Annotated in this window: 25 protein-coding genes and 1 tRNA gene; 16 read left to right on the forward strand and 10 right to left on the reverse strand. The window is 67.5% G+C overall.

All coding sequences use genetic code 11. From position 1 onward, the window contains the following. The 4 genes from VEW47_00675 to VEW47_00690 form a co-directional block, all read left to right on the forward strand. Positions 1–206, forward strand: a 206-nt coding sequence (locus VEW47_00675) for a cytochrome c (GenBank protein HYS03683.1), incomplete at its 5' end; no start/stop codon positions are given. Positions 207–319: 113 nt separating this feature from the next. Beyond that, positions 320–586 carry a hypothetical protein gene (locus VEW47_00680; protein ID HYS03684.1) on the forward strand — a complete coding sequence of 89 codons (267 nt, stop codon included), beginning with the start codon at positions 320–322 and terminating at the stop codon, positions 584–586. A gap of 12 nt (positions 587–598) precedes the next feature. Next, on the forward strand, positions 599–871 hold the full coding sequence (locus tag VEW47_00685; protein ID HYS03685.1) for a hypothetical protein: 273 nt from the start codon (positions 599–601) through the stop codon (positions 869–871). Positions 872–992: 121 nt separating this feature from the next. Beyond that, positions 993–1,259 (forward strand): hypothetical protein, encoded by a 267-nt coding sequence (locus VEW47_00690; protein ID HYS03686.1) that lies wholly within the window; start codon positions 993–995, stop codon positions 1,257–1,259. Between the two features lie 282 nt (positions 1,260–1,541). On the opposite strand, the gene VEW47_00695 is transcribed toward VEW47_00690, so the two are convergent. The 3 genes from VEW47_00695 to VEW47_00705 form a co-directional block, all read right to left on the reverse strand. After that, positions 1,542–2,831, reverse strand: a complete 1,290-nt coding sequence (locus VEW47_00695; protein HYS03687.1) for an IS256 family transposase — start codon at positions 2,829–2,831, stop codon at positions 1,542–1,544. A 193-nt stretch (positions 2,832–3,024) separates the two neighbouring features. Continuing rightward, positions 3,025–3,327, reverse strand: a complete 303-nt coding sequence (locus VEW47_00700) for an STAS-like domain-containing protein (protein ID HYS03688.1) — start codon at positions 3,325–3,327, stop codon at positions 3,025–3,027. After that, complete coding sequence (locus tag VEW47_00705; GenBank protein ID HYS03689.1) at positions 3,327–4,205, reverse strand: hypothetical protein; 879 nt, start codon at positions 4,203–4,205, stop codon at positions 3,327–3,329. Before VEW47_00705 ends, VEW47_00700 begins: the two co-directional genes overlap by 1 nt. Before the next feature lie 203 nt (positions 4,206–4,408). On the opposite strand from VEW47_00705, the gene VEW47_00710 reads away from it, so the two are divergent. From VEW47_00710 to VEW47_00735, 6 genes are all read left to right on the forward strand, one after another. Further along, a complete protein-coding gene (locus VEW47_00710) occupies positions 4,409–5,119 on the forward strand; it encodes a hypothetical protein (GenBank protein ID HYS03690.1) in 711 nt (236 codons plus the stop codon). 2 nt (positions 5,120–5,121) lie between these two features. Then, on the forward strand, positions 5,122–5,502 hold the full coding sequence (locus tag VEW47_00715) for a hypothetical protein (GenBank protein ID HYS03691.1): 381 nt from the start codon (positions 5,122–5,124) through the stop codon (positions 5,500–5,502). 202 nt (positions 5,503–5,704) lie between these two features. Further along, a tRNA-Leu gene (locus tag VEW47_00720) sits at positions 5,705–5,791 on the forward strand. A 47-nt stretch (positions 5,792–5,838) separates the two neighbouring features. Then, on the forward strand, positions 5,839–6,108 hold the full coding sequence (locus VEW47_00725; GenBank protein HYS03692.1) for a hypothetical protein: 270 nt from the start codon (positions 5,839–5,841) through the stop codon (positions 6,106–6,108). 10 nt (positions 6,109–6,118) lie between these two features. After that, a complete protein-coding gene (locus VEW47_00730) occupies positions 6,119–6,388 on the forward strand; it encodes a hypothetical protein (protein ID HYS03693.1) in 270 nt (89 codons plus the stop codon). 75 nt (positions 6,389–6,463) lie between these two features. After that, the gene (locus VEW47_00735) at positions 6,464–6,661 is read left to right on the forward strand and encodes a hypothetical protein (protein ID HYS03694.1); all 198 of its coding nucleotides are present in this window, start codon (positions 6,464–6,466) and stop codon (positions 6,659–6,661) included. Between the two features lie 4 nt (positions 6,662–6,665). On the opposite strand, the gene VEW47_00740 is transcribed toward VEW47_00735, so the two are convergent. The 3 genes from VEW47_00740 to VEW47_00750 are packed head-to-tail and all read right to left on the reverse strand — an operon-like array spanning position 6,666 to position 8,877. After that, positions 6,666–7,778 carry a glycosyltransferase gene (locus tag VEW47_00740; GenBank protein ID HYS03695.1) on the reverse strand — a complete coding sequence of 371 codons (1,113 nt, stop codon included), beginning with the start codon at positions 7,776–7,778 and terminating at the stop codon, positions 6,666–6,668. Next, positions 7,778–8,563: a hypothetical protein gene (locus tag VEW47_00745; GenBank protein ID HYS03696.1), complete on the reverse strand. Its 786-nt coding sequence runs from the start codon at positions 8,561–8,563 to the stop codon at positions 7,778–7,780. The genes VEW47_00740 and VEW47_00745 overlap by 1 nt, the downstream gene beginning before the upstream one ends. Before the next feature lie 56 nt (positions 8,564–8,619). Beyond that, on the reverse strand, positions 8,620–8,877 hold the full coding sequence (locus VEW47_00750; GenBank protein HYS03697.1) for a hypothetical protein: 258 nt from the start codon (positions 8,875–8,877) through the stop codon (positions 8,620–8,622). A 228-nt stretch (positions 8,878–9,105) separates the two neighbouring features. Between VEW47_00750 and VEW47_00755 the strand changes: the two genes are divergently transcribed. Both VEW47_00755 and VEW47_00760 read left to right on the forward strand, forming a co-directional pair. Further along, positions 9,106–9,360: a hypothetical protein gene (locus VEW47_00755; GenBank protein ID HYS03698.1), complete on the forward strand. Its 255-nt coding sequence runs from the start codon at positions 9,106–9,108 to the stop codon at positions 9,358–9,360. Between the two features lie 43 nt (positions 9,361–9,403). Beyond that, positions 9,404–9,700 (forward strand): virulence factor, encoded by a 297-nt coding sequence (locus VEW47_00760; protein ID HYS03699.1) that lies wholly within the window; start codon positions 9,404–9,406, stop codon positions 9,698–9,700. A 3-nt stretch (positions 9,701–9,703) separates the two neighbouring features. Here VEW47_00760 and VEW47_00765 read toward each other — a convergent pair whose 3' ends face one another. The 4 genes from VEW47_00765 to VEW47_00780 are packed head-to-tail and all read right to left on the reverse strand — an operon-like array spanning position 9,704 to position 13,624. Then, positions 9,704–10,210: a CBS domain-containing protein gene (locus VEW47_00765; protein HYS03700.1), complete on the reverse strand. Its 507-nt coding sequence runs from the start codon at positions 10,208–10,210 to the stop codon at positions 9,704–9,706. Between the two features lie 54 nt (positions 10,211–10,264). Then, entirely contained in the window at positions 10,265–11,290 is a 1,026-nt protein-coding gene (locus VEW47_00770) for a 2-oxoacid:ferredoxin oxidoreductase subunit beta (GenBank protein ID HYS03701.1), read from the reverse strand. A 6-nt stretch (positions 11,291–11,296) separates the two neighbouring features. Beyond that, positions 11,297–13,156, reverse strand: a complete 1,860-nt coding sequence (locus tag VEW47_00775; protein HYS03702.1) for a 2-oxoacid:acceptor oxidoreductase subunit alpha — start codon at positions 13,154–13,156, stop codon at positions 11,297–11,299. Then, positions 13,157–13,624 (reverse strand): CBS domain-containing protein, encoded by a 468-nt coding sequence (locus tag VEW47_00780; protein HYS03703.1) that lies wholly within the window; start codon positions 13,622–13,624, stop codon positions 13,157–13,159. A 119-nt stretch (positions 13,625–13,743) separates the two neighbouring features. On the opposite strand from VEW47_00780, the gene VEW47_00785 reads away from it, so the two are divergent. The 4 genes from VEW47_00785 (at position 13,744) to VEW47_00800 (ending at position 18,267) form a co-directional block, all read left to right on the forward strand. Then, on the forward strand, positions 13,744–13,947 hold the full coding sequence (locus VEW47_00785; GenBank protein ID HYS03704.1) for a hypothetical protein: 204 nt from the start codon (positions 13,744–13,746) through the stop codon (positions 13,945–13,947). 126 nt (positions 13,948–14,073) lie between these two features. Next, complete coding sequence (locus tag VEW47_00790; protein ID HYS03705.1) at positions 14,074–14,460, forward strand: hypothetical protein; 387 nt, start codon at positions 14,074–14,076, stop codon at positions 14,458–14,460. Continuing rightward, a complete protein-coding gene (locus VEW47_00795) occupies positions 14,457–15,038 on the forward strand; it encodes a hypothetical protein (GenBank protein ID HYS03706.1) in 582 nt (193 codons plus the stop codon). Before VEW47_00790 ends, VEW47_00795 begins: the two co-directional genes overlap by 4 nt. Before the next feature lie 25 nt (positions 15,039–15,063). Then, positions 15,064–18,267, forward strand: coding sequence for a fused MFS/spermidine synthase (locus VEW47_00800; protein HYS03707.1), 3,204 nt, complete (start codon positions 15,064–15,066; stop codon positions 18,265–18,267). Positions 18,268–18,289 lie beyond the last annotated feature (22 nt).

Genomic DNA, 18,289 nt, shown 5'->3' on the forward strand with positions numbered 1-18,289 from the left:
CCGATTACCCGGAGCTGGTCCTGAACGCGCAGGAGCTGCGCCAGTGGGTCCTCGACGGCGGCATCGATCGTCTCGCGAGCAAGCGCGTGGCGCGCTTCTTCATCAACCGGCAGCGCCTGCAGATGCCGGCCTACCGGCCGGTCCTGTCGCCGGAGGACGCCGATGCGGTCGGCGACTATATCCGCTACTTGAGACGGGAGCGTTGAGCATCACGCGTCTCCACACGCCGCGGTAGACCGCGCACAATCAAGTTGCACCCGTGCCTCGCGCGTGGTAAATGGAAAGGACAGTCCGTCGTCGCCCAAGGGAGGAACCAACCATGCGTCAAGGCTTCAAGGTGGCGGCCGGCACGGCCGCTATCCTGATCGTTCTCAGTGTCGTCCCGATCGTGACCTCGACCCTGCAGAAAGGACGCTCGCCCTACCTGTCAGCGCTCTCCGATCTCGCCGCGGGGTCCGCTCTCGCGACGCCGACCTGCAATGACAAGACGTGCGCCAAGGAGCCCGGCCGCGGGCCCGCCTGCGTGAAGGCCGGTCCCGGGGTCACCTGTCTTGTCAAAAGCGGCTGCTTCTCTTCGACCTGCTAGGAGGAGGATCGAATGACACGTTCGCTTCGGTTCGCGTTGCATTTGACACTCGTCGTGGCCGTCGTCGCGGCGCTGCAGATCGTCGCCGGCACGCCGCCCGGCGGCGGCTCGCCGTACCTTTCGTCCCTGTCGACCCTCGGCCCGAGCACGGCCCTCGCCGCCCCCGGCTGCAACTCCAAGTACTGTGCCAAGGAGCCCGGTCGCAAGTCCCCGACCTGTCACCAGGCCCCCGTGAACTACAACTGCTCCGCCAGCGGGAACGTCTGCACGATCACCGCCTGCTGATCCTGTCATTCGGGCGGGCTGGGTTCGATCGCCGGAAGAACGGCGTTGCGCGGGTGCGCCGCTCGTGGTACATGGAGTCCGCCCGACCCTTTCCTGGCGCGCTCTCAACGTGGAGGAGATGATGACTCAACGAACTCGTCGCATCACGGCCCGCATCCTGTTCATCGTGGCGGTCCTGGCCACGGCCCAGATCGTCAGCGGCGTCTCGTCGCCGATCCGTTCACCATACCTGTCGGCGCTTTCCGGCATGGCGGTTCAATCGGCGCTCGCCGCTCCGGGATGCAACAACAAGACGTGCGAAAAGGATCCCCGCAAGGGCCCCACCTGCTTCAAGGCGACCGGATCCAACTGCTCGGTCAGCGGCGGCTGCACCTCTTCGGCCTGCTAGGTCTTCGTGGCGGGGCCGGGCGGTCTTCCGGCCCCGCCTCTTCTCCTCCACGCCCCCTTCCCGGCTCTTCCGATCCCTCCCCTGGCTCCTCCGGCGTTTTTTGGTAACGTACGACCCGGCGTGCCGAAGTGGCGGAATTGGCAGTCGCGCTAGATTCAGGGTAGCGCCACTCCCCCGCAACCCGTTGACAGTCAGAGATTCCAGCGAAGCTGGTATCACCAACCGCGAGGATGGGGATGTCCCGCTCTCCGTTGAAAGTCGACGGTGATCCTGGTTCACGTTTTACGCCACGCTGACTTTCTTGTCGAGAGCCTCGACGCCGACGGTGGCGTCCAGAGCCGCGAGCAGTTGCGGCATGTCCCGATAGCCCTTCACCCGACGGAACTTCTTCTCCGCTTCCATCAGGGCCGTCGCGACCCAGCGCAGCACCATCGACCCGTCCCGCCAGCGCTTCACGTTGCGGGTGACGCGCCGGATGGTTCCCTGCATGTTCTCGATCGGGTTGGTCGAGCGCAGAGTCTGATGCAGCGACCCGACGACTCCGAGAGCGATGACCGTGAGCGTCTCGTCGAGCCCTTCCTCGATGGAAGCCGAAGCGCCCGGATGATCCGCACGCAACTGCGTGGCCAGGGTCCGGAGCTGCTCCCGGGCTCGGCCCACCGTTGGCGCCGACCAGGCGCGGCGAATCCCGGCGCGCACCCATGCCTTCTGCCGCTCAGGCAGGTGTTCGAGCACGTTGCGCATCTTGTGGACCTGGCAGCGCTGGATCAGGGCCCAAGTTCCGAAGATGCTGCGGATCGCCTTGCGCACCCCCTTGCCACCATCGATCACGAACAGCCGGGCGCGTTCGACGACCAGACCGCGCCCGATGAGGTTCTGGAGCAGACTCTTGCCCACCTCCTCACTCTCGCTGCTGCCTTCAGCGACTCCCAGCACCTGCTTGCGCCCCGTCGCATCAATTCCCTGAGCGGTCAGCACCAGGTGCTTGTCGAGAACGACACCGTCGAGCTGCAGCACCGGGAAGTCGACACCTCCAAGAGACCGGCTGAGGAACGCTTCCACCGCCCGCGCCGTGCGGGCCACGAACCGTCGCGACACGCTGGAGCGGCGCGTGCCCCTCTCGGGCAGCTCGATCGGCAGCGCCTCCAGGCTGTCGGCGTAGCCTCGCGTGCTTACCCCGAGCAGGATCTGCCGCTGCGCCCTCTCATCCAGCGGGTCCTCCTGGCCGAAGTGGCGCCAGTGCGGCAGCTCCAGTTCGCATCCGTCGACACTGCGTGCTCGCGGCTTCGCGATGCGTACCTTGCGGCCCCCGAGCACGAGCTCGCCCACATCGTGGCCGTGCCGGTAAGCCCGCCGGTCGGTCTGGACCTTCCCCTTGGGGCCGCAGAGCAGCGTGCGGTCCGCCTCGAAAGCTTTCCGCAACTCCTGCAGCCCAGCGGCGAGCAGGAAGTCGCGCAAGGCAAGCCGTGTGTCCAGGACGGACCTCCGAAGCAGCAGTTGGCTGCTCGAGGCCGGGGTCAAAGAGGGAAAGATGGGATCCGCGACAGGTGCTTTCGTGCGATGCTTCTCCATGACGGTGGTTCCTCCTTTTGGCAACCCAATGATGTCATTGGGCTGAGGACCACCGTCAACTTTCAACGCTCAGAGGGACAACCCCGCGAGGATCGCGCTATCCGTAGATGTCTCCACCTGTTACCACTGAAACCCCACCTAACCCCGGAGCAATCCGTGGAGACTTGGTTGAGACCAATTGCGAGGGAAAGTCTTATTCCCGGGCCCGCCGCTCGACCACTTCAGCCAGCAGCGTCTCTATGGCGGTGCGCACGGCTGCGGAGCAGCCCTTGAACCGGAGCAGCGGCAGAATCTGCATGTCGGCGGTTGCGATCAGGGCCCCCAACAATTCGTCGGTGAAAGAGTCGGTCACGGACTCGATGCCAGAGAAATCGAGGATGATCGGCTGATCACCCGCCTGCACGGCGCGCAGAATCTCGTCGCGGTAGTGCTTCGCGGTGTATCTACTGCCGAGGTACTTGGTCCCGCTGGTGCTGAACCGCAACGTGGCCATCATCAGTCCTCGAACTGGGCGAGCCCCTCGGGGACAGGGCCCCGGAGGCTGCGCCTGATCTCTGAGATCACATCGCCAGCATTATCGAGCACGTTCGCAGACAGCCGGACCGTGAGAATGGTGCCGTTCCAGCGAGGCAGATTCTCGACCGTCTCGCCGCCCCGCTCGACGCGCAGGAGAGTGTCTCCGCTGAGGAGCATCAATTCTCCGCCGGTCCGGCGGCACACTTCCGAGATCATGTACAGACCCATTCCCGGGCGCGATCCACCGTACATCCCGACGTAAGGGGCGGTCGACGTCACGTTGCGCTGAATCGCCAGACGGAGCGCCTGCTCGTCCGAGGGCAGGTCAGCGTGCTCGGGGGATCGACGCAACGATCTAAGCACGCCGACCCCCATGTCGGCGATCGAAGCCTGACACCACCGGCGCGGGGTGTGCGGAAACAGTTGAGCAGCGGCCACAGCACCGACAGGCGACTCGGCGTGCTGAAATACGTTGTCCATGGCCTCTTGGAAGCAGTAGGCCAGCGCCGACGTAGTCCCGGGCACGTGATCTCCGAACGTCGTGGCCAATTCAGACGCGAGGTTCTCCACGACCCCAACCCCCGGCTCCCGAAGATGGTGGACGGGAAAGTAGATCCCGCTGCTCCCCCAACTGATCTGGCTGCCGGTATTCTGGGGCGTCGGATTGAAAAAATCCATTACGTCCAAGTACTTCTGCACGTCGGCGCTGCGGGGTCTCGTCAGCGTGAACCCTCGGCATGTGGCCTGTACCCGGTTCTTCCACGCCCACAAAGACACCAGGCCGACTGGATCGATAAAGGCAAGGTCCGTTAGGTCCAGGGTCACCTCCTCGGCCGGTGGCGGGACCGTCAGATCCATTTGCCGAAGGCAGCCCGCAAGGCTGGTCCTGCACGAGAACTGTGCCGGGGGGCGGATGGTGATCACGGTCCGGGATCGTATCACGTCACGACGAGCCCGAGAGGTGACCCGCTGGGTCTTGACGGACGTTCTCCGGCACCTGTAACCTGCTCGAACAGTCACACGCCCCGAGTGAACTCGTCCGTCCCGGGAGGTGCCAGTCAATGCCCCTTGATGAGAGAAACGTGGTCTCCGAGCACGTACTGGAGATCCGATACCGCGCTTTCGGCGCGCTGCTCGATATTCGGGGGCGGATCGCGGATGCGGTTGCAGCCAAAGGACAGATGTCTGTCTGGAGCATCACCGACAGCCGGGTCGACTTCAAGCCGACCGATGAGGACGAGCGGGAGATCGGATTCGTCAGCCACCGAAATATCGGGTACGTGGTCCGGACACCCGACACACGGCAGTACATGCACGACCGCGCCATGCGCTTCATCCGCGACGTTTTCGCCGTGGACGGCTACAAGTTGCCCGATGTGGTCCGATTCGGGTTCCGATCCCAGATCCTGTTCCCGACTCGTGACTCGTTCGCGGGGCTGCTGAAGAAAACGAGCGAGAGGATGCCGCAGCCAAAGCAACTGACCGAGGTGTTCGACGCGCAGATCGAGGACTACGGTCAAATCGTCGTCCTCAAGCGGGGGGAAACTCACATCAGGGTCCGAGGTGGTCCCATGCAGAGCGCACAGGCGAAGACGGAAACCTCGCTCGGGGCCCAGAAGGATCGGATTCCCGAGGTTGGATTCTTCCTGGATCTGGACCACTGGCGCACGAATCCGGGTCCGATGGATGAGCGGAAGATCAGCGCGCTGCTCCAGCAGTCGAACGACTCCGCGTGGAAGGCGGCGTCCGCCTATCACGACATCCTGATCTGACAATGGCCCGCCGCAACCGTCAGAAAGGGGCCATCCTCTCAACGACACCGTCCGCAGGCGAGACCGACCTTCAAGAGGCTCCGGAGACTACTGCGCTTGCGGTGCGCAGCAGCGCCGGCCCGCTGGACGCTGGAACCCAATTCACGCCAGCCACCGAGACGGCTGTTACAAACGCCGGGAAGGAATCGGTCGGGCGAACCGCCTATGATCTGTTGTATCCCTTCACCTCGAACCCCCGGTACCTCTACCTACTGATCCCTCTCGTCGTGGGCCTCGGCTTCGGCACGACGGGTCACCTGACGACGTGGATCGATGGTGCAGCCGCAGGCGGCGTAACCCTCCTTTGCTGGATCGTGCTGTTCTTGGTACAGTGGAAGAGGTAGGGCGGGCCCGGTTGCGCATACCGGAGCCGCCCTGATCGGTTGCGCGGACCGGCACGGCCAACTGTTCGACGCGGGATACAACGTGCCCCGGCACTCGCGGGAGCGCATCTCTCTCGACCGGAATCCGCCCGTGGAGACTTGGTGGAGACTTCTGGGTTGGTACTGGCGTGCCGCCGCCCGTAAGTGGTAGAGTTTTCAGCGTGCCGAAGTGGCGGAATTGGCAGACGCGCTAGATTCAGGGTCTAGTGGCCTCCGGGCCGTGCAGGTTCAAGTCCTGTCTTCGGCACCAATAATTTTCGCTTTGCGGGCGGGCATTCCCGGAAGGAGGTTCGTCTCATGAGGATCAGCATCAAGTATGCCCTACGCTGTCTCGTCGTGGTCGTGGCGGTGGGACTGATCCTGTCTTTCCTCGGCACGCCGGCGCCGACGCGCACGCCGTATCTCTCCGCCTTGTCGAGTGTCGCCGTCGGTCAGGTGTACGCCGCCGCCTACTGCAACAACAAGGCCTGCGTCGGCGGGTCGCGCTACAACATCTCCTGCGGCAACGTCGACAACTATCACTGCGCGAAGTACGGCCGCGGTCTCTGCTCGAACAATCCCTGCTGAGGTGACGCAGATGCGAAGCAGCTCCCGTTTCGTCCTGAGAGTCGCCGCTCTCGCGGTCGTCGTCGCATTCGTGGCGGTCGCGTCGCAGTCGGTGCCGGCGAACGATCGCTCCCCTTACGCTTCAGCTCTCGCGAGCCTGACCGCGGGACAGGTCGCCCTGGCCGCGTCGAGGTGCAGCAACAGGACCTGCGACGCGACCGGTACCCGCTGCGTCCATCTGAACGGCTCGCGCACGGACTGCGGGGTCGGGGACTTCTGCCGTACGCGCGCCTGCCTGTAGTCTGCCGGGGCTTTGGGGGATTTGCCCTCCCCTGATTCAGCACCTCACGGATTGCCGTCCGATCCGCTCCGGGGCATGCTGCTTCCGAAGGAGGTCGTCATGACTCTGGCCTACGACGTGACAGTGGCCGATCATGTTCACCGGATTCGCATCGAAGTGCCTCACGGGTACGACCGGCGGCAGCTCGTGCATTTCCAGAAGTTCGCAATCTCGACGGCTCTTCTGGAGCACCTCGGCTATCTCCCGCGGGATGTCGTCAACGGGATCGCCTGACCGTCTAACGCGGGACTCTGCCGCCCCCGATGAGGCGCAGGAGCCGTTCACGCACGCGCGGGCCAGGGGCAAGACGGCGTCGCTGGCGACGCACGTGGTTCTCGAGCGGCGCCGACAGGAACCGGAGATAGTCCGAGACCGCCCGTGCCTCCGAAGCGGGTGGTTCGGGCGCGCCGTCCCGGTACTCTTCCAGGATCTCCCGGTAGAGCTCGAGGATCTCGTCCATGAGATCCTCGTGTCCGGCCTTCGCGCGAACGCGGCGCGACACCTCGGCGGCATCGGCGGCGTCGTAGGCCCCAACGCGCTCCGCGAGGATGTCCGGATCGATCCGGTCCCGCAGCGCCCTCACGCCGAAATTCAGAGGGCGGAGGTGCTCGAGATTCCGGGTCGTCACCAGAGGCCCGGCGCCTACCGCGTCGCACAGGATGACCGCCGCCCCGACCGACAGGGCCTCGATCGCCGACCGTCCCTTGGCGAACACGATGTCGGCCCGGCGGATCGCCGCTTCGGGCCGGTCGCTCTCCGATCCCGCCGCCCGGCCGACGATCTGGAGTTCGAGTCCTGTTCGCGCGCAGGCCTCGCGCACCGCGCCGAGGTAGGTGCGCTCCGAGGCGTTGTTGCTCAGGACCAGCGCCCGTCGCGGTCGATCGGGGAGCGGGCCGCGCGCCGCGAAGCGCTCGAGATCGACCGCATTGAGCAGAACGCGGATCGTCTCCTCCGGAATGCCGTGCTCGAACAGCAGACGGTCGCGGCAGGTCCAGTCGACCGCGACGTATCGCAGGATGCGCGGGAAGCGTGGCGGCGCCTCCTCCCAGGGGAGCCAGCCGTGGCAGACGAACACCGCCGGGACGCGCGGGAAGCGCAGCAGCGCGGTCATCGCCTCCAGGTGATGCTGGCCGTGGATCAGGTCGGGCGGAGCGCCGAGCAGGCCCAGATCGTCGATCACCGGCACCGTCGCGGCGCGCAGCTCGGCGGCCATGTCCCCCAGACGCGTGCTGTAGGCGATAGGCGTGTGGCCGCGCCGCACGAGCCCCACCGCCAGGTCGCGCACGTACGTCTCCGACCCGCCGCGGGCGGCCAGGCTATGATTCGTGATGAGGATTCGCAGGCCCGCCATCACCCTTCCGCTGCGATCCGGGCGCGCAGGGCCGCTGCGATCGGGACGATGTGCTGACGGTACCTCAGGACGCGGTCGTAGTGCCCGGCGGCGACCTGCCTCTCTCCGTGGGTCTCGTAGAACGGCGGATCGTCGATCAGGCCGTCGAGATCGAGGGCGTACTCCACCGGGCGCAGGCACTCGACGCGAAACGCCTCCTGCGGGTGATCCCGCAACGCGGCGTCCACTTCCCCCGTGAGCGCGGTGTAGGCGCGGGCGGCCCGCATCTTGCGCGCCAAGGCATCATCGTCGAGCCGGAGCGTCAGCGCCCGCGGGAGCAGCGACTCGCCACAGGGCCCCGGAGGTCCATCGAGCGGAAAATCGAAATTGCGCGGTGCGGCACCGGTGCGGCGGCGAACCAGCTCGACGGCGGCGTTGATCAGGAGCCGACACAGGTCGTGGGTGGGATTGAATCCTTCGACGGCGTCGCCGGCCACGCAGTCGATCCTGTCCTCCTCCAGCGCCGCCGCCAGCTCCTCGACCAGGGCGATCCAGCGATGGAACTCTCCCTCCAGGATGGCCGCGTAGGCCTGCGCGTCGGTGAGACGTCCGTAGATCGGACCCGCGACGCCGCCCGCCGCTTCGAGAAGCGCGGTCGTGAAGGCGAGGCGCGAGGCTCCCGAGCGTCCCGAGCCATCGGTGAGGACGAACAGCCGGGGCCGCGCGGCGCACAGGAGGCCGTGCACGCGCAGCTCGTGACCCGGATGGGCGACGACAATCGCCGTGCGCGACGATGGAAAATGCATCCGGATAGTGCCCCCACCCAGGAGGATCCAGCGGGCGGCAGAATAGCACAGGCGTCCTAGGACGCGCCTTGAAGGGTCTTCCTCACCTCTCCCGAGATCGTCGCGTCCCGGTCCACGAAGGCCTTGATCCTCTCCAGGTCGTCGAGGCGCGTGGCCCCCACGATGCGGTCGATCGCGGCGTGGCCGCGCCACTCGCAGTCGTCGATGATGTGCTTCCCCTGGGACTCGCAGTTGCGGCACTTCCGGGAGCCCCATTGCGGGTCCCAGCACGGACAGGTGGCGTGGGCGATATCGAGCTCGCGTTGCACGGTCATGCGCACCTCCACTCGGAATGGATGACAGCCCGCCTATTGTGTCTCATCGGGGTTCCCCGCGGGCCGAGATTCGATCCCGCCGCTCCTCCTGCCTTGCGCCGGCTCTCCGTTCGATGATAGAGATGGGCGCGCGTTCGCCGAGGCGTTTCGCCTGCGGCGACGCCACCCTCCCCGGCGCGCCCCCGGCCCGCGGCGGGGGAGGTCCCGGGGCCGGCTTGGAGAATGCGCATGAAACGTCCGATGAGGTTCGTCCTGTGTTTCGCCGCCGCCGTGACGGTCGTCGCCCTGCTGCACATCCTGGTCCCGTCGTCTATGCCCGCGGACTCGCCCTACCTATCGGCGCTCTCCAGTCTGCAGTCGTCGACGCAGGCCGCCACCCACTGCGCCGACAAGACGTGCGCCTCGGTGGGAGGCGGATGCGTTCGGTCGGCGGGCAGCTTCTGCGCCAAGTCCGGTGGTCAGTGCTTCACGCGGGGCTGCTGATCGGCGCGCTCACGATACCGGAAGGAACTGAGGTTCACGGCTGATGGCCCAGGTCCGGATCATGTACTGGAAGGACATTCCGTACGGCGTGCGAGCCTCGGACGAGACGGGGACCCGGGTGAGCCGACAGCTCCCTCCCGAGTTCCAGGAGGCGGTGGACGAGGCCGCGATGTCCGAGGGGGCGACGTCGGCGGAGGACTACCAGGCCGGCTTCACCTGGGGCAATCCCGACGAGCGACCCGGCGCCGCCGCGGTTGCCGCCGACGCGGTGGTCGCCGAGATCGTAGCGGCCTATCCGAAGGAGCGGCTGTCGAAGATGGCGGGTCGCAAGGCGACGTGAGGCCTACCGCGCGTGATCGTTGAGAAAGCGCAGGACGCCGCGGACCGACACGAAACGCGGCGGAAGGCCCGGAGTCAGGATCGGGATGTGGCGGTAGTTGCCGACGGCCATGTAGTGCATCGCGGCGGCGACCGTGTCCTCGTCCCTGAGGGCCTTGGGATCCTTGGTCATCACTTCGCGCACGGGAAGCGTTTTCAGGTCGAACGTCTGTCCGGTGAGGCGGGTCAGGGCGTCACGCTCGGTGAAGATGCCGACCAGCTGGCCGCCGTCCATCACCAGCACGCTTCCCAGCCGGCGCTCGCGCATCTTCCGCACCACGTCGGCGACCGGCTCGGGCGGCGAAACGATGAGCGCCTGCGCCGGTGAGAGGTCTCGAAGCGGCGTCTTCAGGATGGTGCCCTGCAGTCCTCCCTGGGGCGTGGGGATGTCGATCGAGCTCAGGTCCTGACCGCAGTGGTCGCAGGCGTCCACGCCGTCGATGTTCTCGTGGCCGCAGTCGGGGCAGGTCATGGTCTCCTCTCGTTCGCGTAGAATCCACCGCGGGCCGCCGCGCGCGGAGGGCCGCTAGGTCACCGTCCAGGTCGCGCCCGACTTGAGCAGTCGTTCGATGCTTCCCGCCCCGAGCCGCGCGGTCGCCTGGATGCTCTGCTGCTCGAGGATCTCCTCCAGACGCGGCCGGTCGGCCCGGTAGAAAACCCCGACCGGGACCGGGTAATCGGGATAGGTCATCCGGGACAGCAGGTACGCCAGGGTCGGCTCCTGGGCCGCCTCGTCGTGGACCAGGAGATCCTTCTCCGTGACTCCGTTCTCGCCTATCGTCACGACCTCGGGATGCACGCCGCGCAGGCGGATCCCTTTGCGCCGATCCTTCCCGAAGATGACCGGCTTGCCGTGCTCGAGCTGCACCATCCGCTCGGTGCGCACCTCGCGGGCGACGAAATCGTCGAAGGCGCCGTCGTTGAAGATGTTGCAGTTCTGGTAGATCTCGATGAAGGCGGTCCCCTTGTGCCGTGCCGCCCGCTCCACGATCGACGACAGGTGGTGCGTGTCGATGTCCACCGAGCGCGCCACGAAGGTGCACTCGGAGGCCAGGGCCACACCCAGCGGGTTGATCGGCTGCTCGGCGGTGCCGAACGGGCTCGACTTGGTCTTCTTGCCGAACTCGCTCGTCGGCGAGTACTGCCCCTTGGTCAGGCCGTAGATCCGGTTGTTGAACAGCAGGATCTTGATGTCGAGGTTGCGCCGCATGGCGTGGATCAGGTGGTTGCCGCCGATCGACAATCCGTCGCCGTCGCCCGTCACCACCCAGACCGACAGGTCGGGGCGCGAGACCTTGATGCCCGTGGCGATCGTGGGGGCGCGGCCGTGGATGCTGTGGAAGCCGTACGTGTTCATGTAATAAGGAAACCGGCTGCTGCAGCCGATCCCGGACACGAACACGATGTTCTCGCGCGCTATGCCCAACTCGGGCATTACCTTCTGAACCTGCGCCAGTATGGAGTAATCGCCGCAGCCGGGGCACCAGCGGACGGTCTGATCCGTCGCGAAATCGGCCCGTGTCGGCTTCGGCTCTTTGACGTCTATGCCCATGGACTCTTATCCTCGCAGGATCCCTTCGATCGCCTTCGTGATCTCCGAGACCCTGAACGGCTTTCCCTGGACCTTGTTGAGACCGATCGCGTCCACCAGGTATCGGGCGCGGATCAGCATGCGCAGCTGCCCCAGGTTGAGCTCGGGGACCAGCACCTTGTCGAATCGCTTCAGGACGTCCCCCAGGTTCGCGGGGAACGGGTTGAGGTAGCGCAGGTGGATCGACGAGACCGGCTGCCCCTTCGCCTGCAGCTCCTCGACCGCCGAGGCGATCGCCCCGAACGTGCTCCCCCATCCGACCACGAGCAGCCTGCCGGTGTCTTTGCCCATCACGCGCACCGGCGGGATGTCGTCGGCGATGCGGGCGATCTTCTCGGCGCGCAGACGGACCATCTTCTCGTGGTTCTCCGGATCGTAGGACACGTTGCCGGTGACGTCCTCCTTCTCCAGTCCCCCGATGCGATGCTCGAGACCGGGCGTCCCGGGGACGGCCCACGGGCGCGCCAGCGTCTTCGGGTCGCGCAGGTACGGCTGGAAGCCTTCCTTCTCGGTGCGGAACTTCACTTCGAACTTCGGCAGGTCCTGGGGGCCCGGGATCTTCCACGGCTCGGCGCCGTTTCCGAGATACCCGTCGGACAGGAAGAAGACGGGGGTCATGTGCTTGGTGGCGATGCGGAACGCCTCGATCGCCATGGTGTAGCAGTCGGCCGGCGTGGCCGGGGCGACGACCGCCACCGGACACTCGCCGTTGCGCCCGAGGATCGCCTGCATCAGGTCGGCCTGCTCGGTCTTGGTCGGCAGACCGGTCGACGGCCCGCCGCGCTGGATGTTCGCGATGACCAGCGGCAGCTCGGTCATCACCGCCAGCCCGATCGCCTCGCTCTTCAGCGCCACGCCCGGGCCGCTCGTCCCGGTCAGTCCGAGGGCGCCGCCGTAGGCGGAACCGATCGCCGCCCCGATGGCGCTGATCTCGTCTTCTGCCTGGAAGGTGGTGACCGGGTAGTTCTTGTAACGCGACAGCTCGTGCAGGATGTCGCTCGCCGGCGTGATCGGATAGGAGCCGTAGAACAGCGGGCGGCCCGAGATGAGCGCCGCGCTGATGAACCCCATCGCCGTCGCCTCGTTCCCCGTGATCTTGCGGTAGGTGCCGGGCTCGAGATTCGCCTTGCGCACGCGGAAGTGCGTGGTGAACACCTCCGTCGTGTCCGCGTAGTTGTAACCGGCCTGGAGGGCGAGCGTGTTGGCCTTGGCCATCTGCTCGCTGTTCTTGAACTTCTTCTCGATCCAATCGCGCGTGTAATCGACGGGGCGCTCGTACAGCCAGAACACCAGCCCCAGGGCGAAGAAGTTCTTGCAACGCGTCGCCTGCCGTCCGCTCAGTCCGGCCTCCGAGACCGCCTTCAGGGTCAGGGCCGTGAGCGGGATGTCGAAGACCCGGAAGCCGGCGAGACCGCCGTCCTTGAGCGGGTTCGTCTTGTACCCAGCCTTCGAAAGGTTCCCCTCGGTGAAGGCGTCGATGTCGACGATCAGGATGCCCCCTTCCTCGAGGTCGCCGATGTTGGTCTTCAGGGCCGCGGGGTTCATGGCCACCAGTACGTTCGGCTGGTCGCCCGGCGTCTTGATGTCGTGGGACGAGAACGAGATCTGGTAGCCGGAGACTCCGGCGAGCGTGCCGGCGGGGGCGCGGATCTCGGCCGGGAAGTCGGGCAGGGTGGCCAGATCGTTGCCGACCATGGCCGTCGTGTCGGCGAACTGCGTCCCGGTCAGCTGCATGCCGTCGCCGGAATCGCCGGCGAAACGTATCACGACAGTGTCGAGCTCGGTGACCTTGGCTTTGGAGGGGACGACCTCGGTCTGTGTACTCACTCAGGCTCCTTCCGGGGTGTTGAAGACTTGATTCAGTCGGGGAGGCAGGTTGACCACCTCCGCCGGAAAATGCTCCGCGATGTAGTGCACGATGTCGCGCGCCGCCACCAGGCCGGCCCGGCGGCCGCGCTCGTCCAGGAGCGGGATGTGCCGGTAACCGTGCTCCGTCATCAGCCGGACGGCGTCCCCGAGCGTGTGCCGGGGTGTCAGCGACGCGGGATGCGGGGTCATGAAGCGGTCGACGGTTTCCGTCTCGCTCACGCCGCTCCCGATCAGCTTGTTGAGGACGTCTCTCTCGGTGAAGATCCCGACCAGGCGATCCCCCTCGCACACCAGCACGCAGCCGTGCCCCTGCTCGCGCATCAGCCGCAGGGTCGCTTCGAGGCTCGTGCCGGGCGGGACGGTCGCCGGCTTGGAGAGAGGCAGGTTCCCCAGGTGCTCGTGCCTGAGGGCCTGTTCAATCGTCATCTCGCCATTCTCCCCACGCAACATAACGAATATACCCCGTTTCTGCCACCCGCGGGAAGATCGGCACAGGTCCGAGGCGCGCGACTTTTTCCCGGCGCTTGTGATATAGATCGCCGGCCATGGCGAAGCCGAACCGCAGACCCGGCGGGGCGACCCCTCCGGGACAGCAGGCCCAGACAGGCCGCCCCAGCCTCGTGCCCGCCGACCCGCTCCCCGGCTGGAAGGCGGCGGTCCAGGCCCTCCTTCTACTGGGGATCCCGCTCACTCTGCTGTTCGCTGCCAAGCTGGTCCTGAAGAGGTTCTTCCCGGAACTCGGCTACTGACTCAAGCGGGGAATCGATATTAGCCCCAACCTCGAGACAGGGCAAGAAGCGGTCCGGCCCTCTGCCAGGGGGACGGTCGCCATCGGCGGCAACTCCAAGCTCGTCGCCCACTTCAAGGACGGCCGGGTGACCAAGGGGTTCTCGCGCGATTTCGACCCCACCCGCGACTCGTTCCATCTCGTGCGCCGCGAGGGCCAGGTCGCCGCGTCCCAGGAGATCCGCCTGCAGGACCTCAAGGCCCTGTTCCACGTCAAGACCTGGGGCCGGAAGGACAAGCACACCGGGATGGTGGCGGGGTTCCCGACGGCGAAGCGGGCCTCCAAGGGGGCCAGTGGCCCGCTGGTCAAGACGGTGATCGAGTTCTACGACGGCGAGAAGATCTTCGGATACAGCCTCGACTACGACCCGAATCGCCAGGGATTCTATGTGGTGCCGGCCGACCCGGCCGACAACAACCGCACCATCTACGTCGTGCACTCGGCCCTGGTGAACATCCAGTTCGTCCGCGAGTGATCTCCTTCCCAGAGCACCGGCTGTCCGTCCTCCTTCTCCTGTGCACCGCATCCGTGTTCTGCCTGGAGGCCTCCGGTGCGACCCGCGAGCCGAAGACTCCGACCGGCAACCCGACGCTCGTCCTCGAGTCGCCGGGGGGCGAGCGGACGATCCCGGCCAGGGATCTGAGATTCGTGTTCTTCGAGCGCATCTACTACAGCCGGCATGCACCCCGCTCGGAAGAGGCGAGGGGCGAGCGCGTGGACATCGAGGATCGTCGGCGCGAGTGCCGCTGTGTGCGGCTCGCTGACTGGTCGAAGTTCAAGTTCTCCAAGGTGCGCCAGATCGAGATCGCCTACCCGCCGGACGGCGCGGTCGCCCTGCTGCGCGTCACCGAGATGGACGGCGCGATGCACGAGCTGCGCGCCGATTCCCTCTATGGTGCCATGGACTCGTTCGCCCCGCGCTTCGCGGCGCGCGTCGACGGGGAGGTGCGCGAGTTTCCGCTCATCCTCTCCGAAAGCGGCTCCGCCTGGCCGGAGGAGAAGCTGGTGCGCCTGCTCCTGAAGCGCCCGCCGAAGCGCACTCTCCGACATTGATGCGGCTCCTTCCCGGCGGCGACCGGTGACGCGAGCCGCAGGATCATTGCGCGCCCTCGCGCTCATCTTCCTCCTCTCGGGATGCGCCGGGCTCATGCACGAAGTCGCCTGGGCGCGCGCGCTCGGTCAGAGCCTGGGCAACTCGCTTGTGGCCCTGACCGCGGTCCTCGCCGCCTTTCTTGGCGGCCTGGGCCTGGGCTCGATGCTCGCCGCGCGCGGCGCCGGCCGGCCGCGCGACCCGCTGCGCGTGTACGCGGCGCTCGAAGGCCTTCTGGCGATCTGCGGCCTCCTGGCCCCCGTGATCGTGTGGACGCTCCCCCGGGTCCTGGTGTTCGCCGGCCCTTTCTGCGGATCCGATCGGCTCCTCGCCCTCCTGCGCTTCCTCATGGCGGTAGCGGCGCTGACCCCTTCGACCCTTCTGATGGGGGCGACGCTTCCCTGGGTCGTGCGCGAGGCCGCCTCGCGTGGCGCGCCCGCGGGCTCGACCCTGGCGTTGCTCTACGGAGCGAACACTCTGGGGGCCGCGCTCGGAGCGATCCTCGGTTCGTTCGCGAGTCTTCCTCTGCTTGGAACGCGCGCCACCTTTTTCGCCGCCGGGTCGATCAACGCCGTCGCGGCCGTCACAGCACTCCTCCTCCGACGGTACCGGGCCGAGGCCCCATACGCCATGGCACCGGGGACTCGGCCGCCTCCGGCCGCGCCCGCGCCAGGCCGGTCGCATCCCCTCGCGGGGCGGCTCGTCCTCCCGCTCGCCGCCCTTCTCTCCGGAGCCATCGGGGCGATTCTGCAGATCGGCTGGACGCGCGTCGCGGCGCTGGCCTTCGGGTCGACCGTGTACGCTCTGGGCGCCACGCTCGGCGCCTATATCTTCGGCCTGGGCGCCGGCCCGCTCCTCGTGCGCCGGCGTCTGGCGCGCGGCCCCTCGCCCTGGCTGGCGGGCGCGGCCCTCGGGGCGGCGGGGCTGTTCTCTCTTCTTCTGGTTCCTATCCTGGGACGGCTGCCGGTGGTCGCCGCCCTCGTCTCGGGATCGATCGAAACGACATCCGCGGCGCTTCTCGTCCTGCAGTTCGCGGTCGTGGCCGCGCTCCTCATCCTCCCGACCATGGCCCAGGGGACGGTCTTCCCCGCCCTCGCGGCCCTGGCTCCGGGCGCGCCCGGGGACGCGCACCGGACTGCAGGACGACTGTACGCCGCCTCGACCTGGGGCTCGGTCCTCGGTGTCCTGATCGCGGGCTTCGCGGCGCTGCCGCTCCTCGGGACGCGCCGCTCCCTGCTCCTGGCGTCCTGCGCGTCGATGGCGATGGCCGTTTGGCCGTTGACGCTCCTGCCGCTGCGCAGACGATCCCTCGCGCTCGGGGGCCTGGGATTCGTCCTGCTGGCGCTCGGGCTCTGCATCGTTCTGCCCGGCTGGGATCCCGACCTGATGTCGGGCGGGGGCTTTCTGTACGGGCCGATCTACCGCTCCGCGTCCCAAGGGCGGGGTCATCTGCGCGACCTGATGCATCGACGCGGCGAGATCCTGTTCTCTCGCGAAGACGGCGTCGGGCTGGTCACGGTGCGCCGCAGCCCCGCCGGTGTCCAGTCGCTGCAGATCAACGGCAAGACCGAGGCCTCGACGGGGGGGGACATGACGACCCAGCTCCTGTCGGCCCACCTGCCTCTCCTGCTGCACCCCGGACCCAGGAACGCCCTGGTGATCGGCCTCGCGAGCGGCATCACTCTCGGGGCCGCCGAGCGTCATCCGCTGCGCTCGATCGAGGTGATCGAGATCGCCCCGGTCGTCATCGAGGCGGCGCGCCTGTTCGATCCGTGGAACGGCCGGGCCCTCGACGATGCGAGGGCGCGGGTCGTCGTGGACGACGCGCGCGGACGGCTGCTCGCCAGGCCCGATCGGTACGACGTCATCACGTCGCAGCCGTCCAACCCCTGGGTCGTCGGCGTGTCCAACCTGTTCACGGTCGAGTTCTACCGTCTGGTGCGCGCGCGCTTGAACCCGGGCGGACTGTTCTGCCAGTGGGTGCAGGCCTACCGTCTTTCCCCCGAGGACTTCCGGGGCGTCGTCGCCTCGTTCGTGCAGGTCTTTCCGGACGCGACGCTCTGGGAGGAGTCGCCGGGCGGGGGGGATTATTTTCTTCTGGGCGGCGATGCTCCCCTGCGGCCCGACCCCGCACGTCTCGAGCGGGAGGACCGGCGCGAGGCCTGGAGCGACTTGAAACGGGGCGGTCTCGAAGGGGTCGCCGACCTGCTCGCCCGCTTCGTCAGCGGACCCGACGGCCTGCGCCTGCTGGCGCGGGACGCCCGGCCGCACACCGACGACGACCTCTACCTGGAGGCCCGGGCCCCCCTGACGATGTTCCGCGATACGTTGCGCGAGCAGGTGGCCCTGCTGCGCCGCATCCGCCGGCCGGTGTTCTCGATCCTGCCCGAGGGGATCGCGGCGCGGGAGCCGGAGCTCGCGGCACAATTGCGGGAGCTGGCGCGGCGGCGCGACCTCAGGCTGGACATCGTTTCGGGATTGAAGGACGCCGACCTCTGGAGTCTCGGCGACCCCTACCTGGCGGCCGGGATCGCCGGGCTGCGCGCCGGACTCCTGGCCGAGTCGGTGGCGGCCCTGTCGCAGGCGGCCGCCACCAACCCGGAGAGCGGCACGGCCCACTACCTTCTCGGGGAGGCCTATCGCGCGTCGGGACTCGCCGATGCCGCGACGGTGGCCTACGCCGAGGCGGTCAGACGGGATCCCGATCTCGCCCCCGCCTGGAATGCCCTCGGACGATCGCTGCTGCTGCGCGGCGAGATCGAAAAGGCCTCGGCGGCCTTCCAGAGGGCCCTGACGATCGATCCGGGCCTGGCGGAGGCGCGCAACAACCTGGGTGCGCTCCACCTGCGTGCGGGAGATCTGGAGGAGGCGGAGCGCTCGTTCAGGCGCGCCCTGGAAGACAATCCCGGCCTGGCGGCGGCGCAGGCGAACCTCGGCCTGCTGTTCAAGAGACGGGGCGACCGGGCCGGGGCCGAGGCGGCCTATCGAGCGGCGCTGGAGATCGATCCGCTGAACAGCGACGCCCGATACAACCTCGCGGTCCTCCTCGCGGACGGCGGACGTCTCGATGCGGCGCGGCTGGAACTGCGGAATCTCCTGGACGCCGACCCCGGCGACACCGACGCGGCCGGGTTGCTGCGCGCGATTGATCGGCCGCGGGGAAGCGGTGCGGTGCCGAGACGTGTGAACTGAGGCGCCGGCCGGGGTCGGACCG

The sequence above is a fragment of the Candidatus Dormiibacterota bacterium genome, assembly GCA_035635555.1.
GTDB lineage: Bacteria > Acidobacteriota > Polarisedimenticolia > Gp22-AA2 > Gp22-AA2 > Gp22-AA3.

Coding starts and splice junctions, on each gene's coding strand:
- VEW47_00680 (HYS03684.1), top strand. CDS start 320: ATGCGTCAAGGCTTCAAGGTGGCGGCCGGCACGGCCGCTATCCTGATC.
- VEW47_00685 (HYS03685.1), top strand. CDS start 599: ATGACACGTTCGCTTCGGTTCGCGTTGCATTTGACACTCGTCGTGGCC.
- VEW47_00690 (HYS03686.1), top strand. CDS start 993: ATGACTCAACGAACTCGTCGCATCACGGCCCGCATCCTGTTCATCGTG.
- VEW47_00695 (HYS03687.1), bottom strand. CDS start 2,831: ATGGAGAAGCATCGCACGAAAGCACCTGTCGCGGATCCCATCTTTCCC.
- VEW47_00700 (HYS03688.1), bottom strand. CDS start 3,327: ATGATGGCCACGTTGCGGTTCAGCACCAGCGGGACCAAGTACCTCGGC.
- VEW47_00705 (HYS03689.1), bottom strand. CDS start 4,205: ATGGATCTGACGGTCCCGCCACCGGCCGAGGAGGTGACCCTGGACCTA.
- VEW47_00710 (HYS03690.1), top strand. CDS start 4,409: ATGCCCCTTGATGAGAGAAACGTGGTCTCCGAGCACGTACTGGAGATC.
- VEW47_00715 (HYS03691.1), top strand. CDS start 5,122: ATGGCCCGCCGCAACCGTCAGAAAGGGGCCATCCTCTCAACGACACCG.
- VEW47_00725 (HYS03692.1), top strand. CDS start 5,839: ATGAGGATCAGCATCAAGTATGCCCTACGCTGTCTCGTCGTGGTCGTG.
- VEW47_00730 (HYS03693.1), top strand. CDS start 6,119: ATGCGAAGCAGCTCCCGTTTCGTCCTGAGAGTCGCCGCTCTCGCGGTC.
- VEW47_00735 (HYS03694.1), top strand. CDS start 6,464: ATGCTGCTTCCGAAGGAGGTCGTCATGACTCTGGCCTACGACGTGACA.
- VEW47_00740 (HYS03695.1), bottom strand. CDS start 7,778: ATGGCGGGCCTGCGAATCCTCATCACGAATCATAGCCTGGCCGCCCGC.
- VEW47_00745 (HYS03696.1), bottom strand. CDS start 8,563: ATGCATTTTCCATCGTCGCGCACGGCGATTGTCGTCGCCCATCCGGGT.
- VEW47_00750 (HYS03697.1), bottom strand. CDS start 8,877: ATGACCGTGCAACGCGAGCTCGATATCGCCCACGCCACCTGTCCGTGC.
- VEW47_00755 (HYS03698.1), top strand. CDS start 9,106: ATGAAACGTCCGATGAGGTTCGTCCTGTGTTTCGCCGCCGCCGTGACG.
- VEW47_00760 (HYS03699.1), top strand. CDS start 9,404: ATGGCCCAGGTCCGGATCATGTACTGGAAGGACATTCCGTACGGCGTG.
- VEW47_00765 (HYS03700.1), bottom strand. CDS start 10,210: ATGACCTGCCCCGACTGCGGCCACGAGAACATCGACGGCGTGGACGCC.
- VEW47_00770 (HYS03701.1), bottom strand. CDS start 11,290: ATGGGCATAGACGTCAAAGAGCCGAAGCCGACACGGGCCGATTTCGCG.
- VEW47_00780 (HYS03703.1), bottom strand. CDS start 13,624: ATGACGATTGAACAGGCCCTCAGGCACGAGCACCTGGGGAACCTGCCT.
- VEW47_00785 (HYS03704.1), top strand. CDS start 13,744: ATGGCGAAGCCGAACCGCAGACCCGGCGGGGCGACCCCTCCGGGACAG.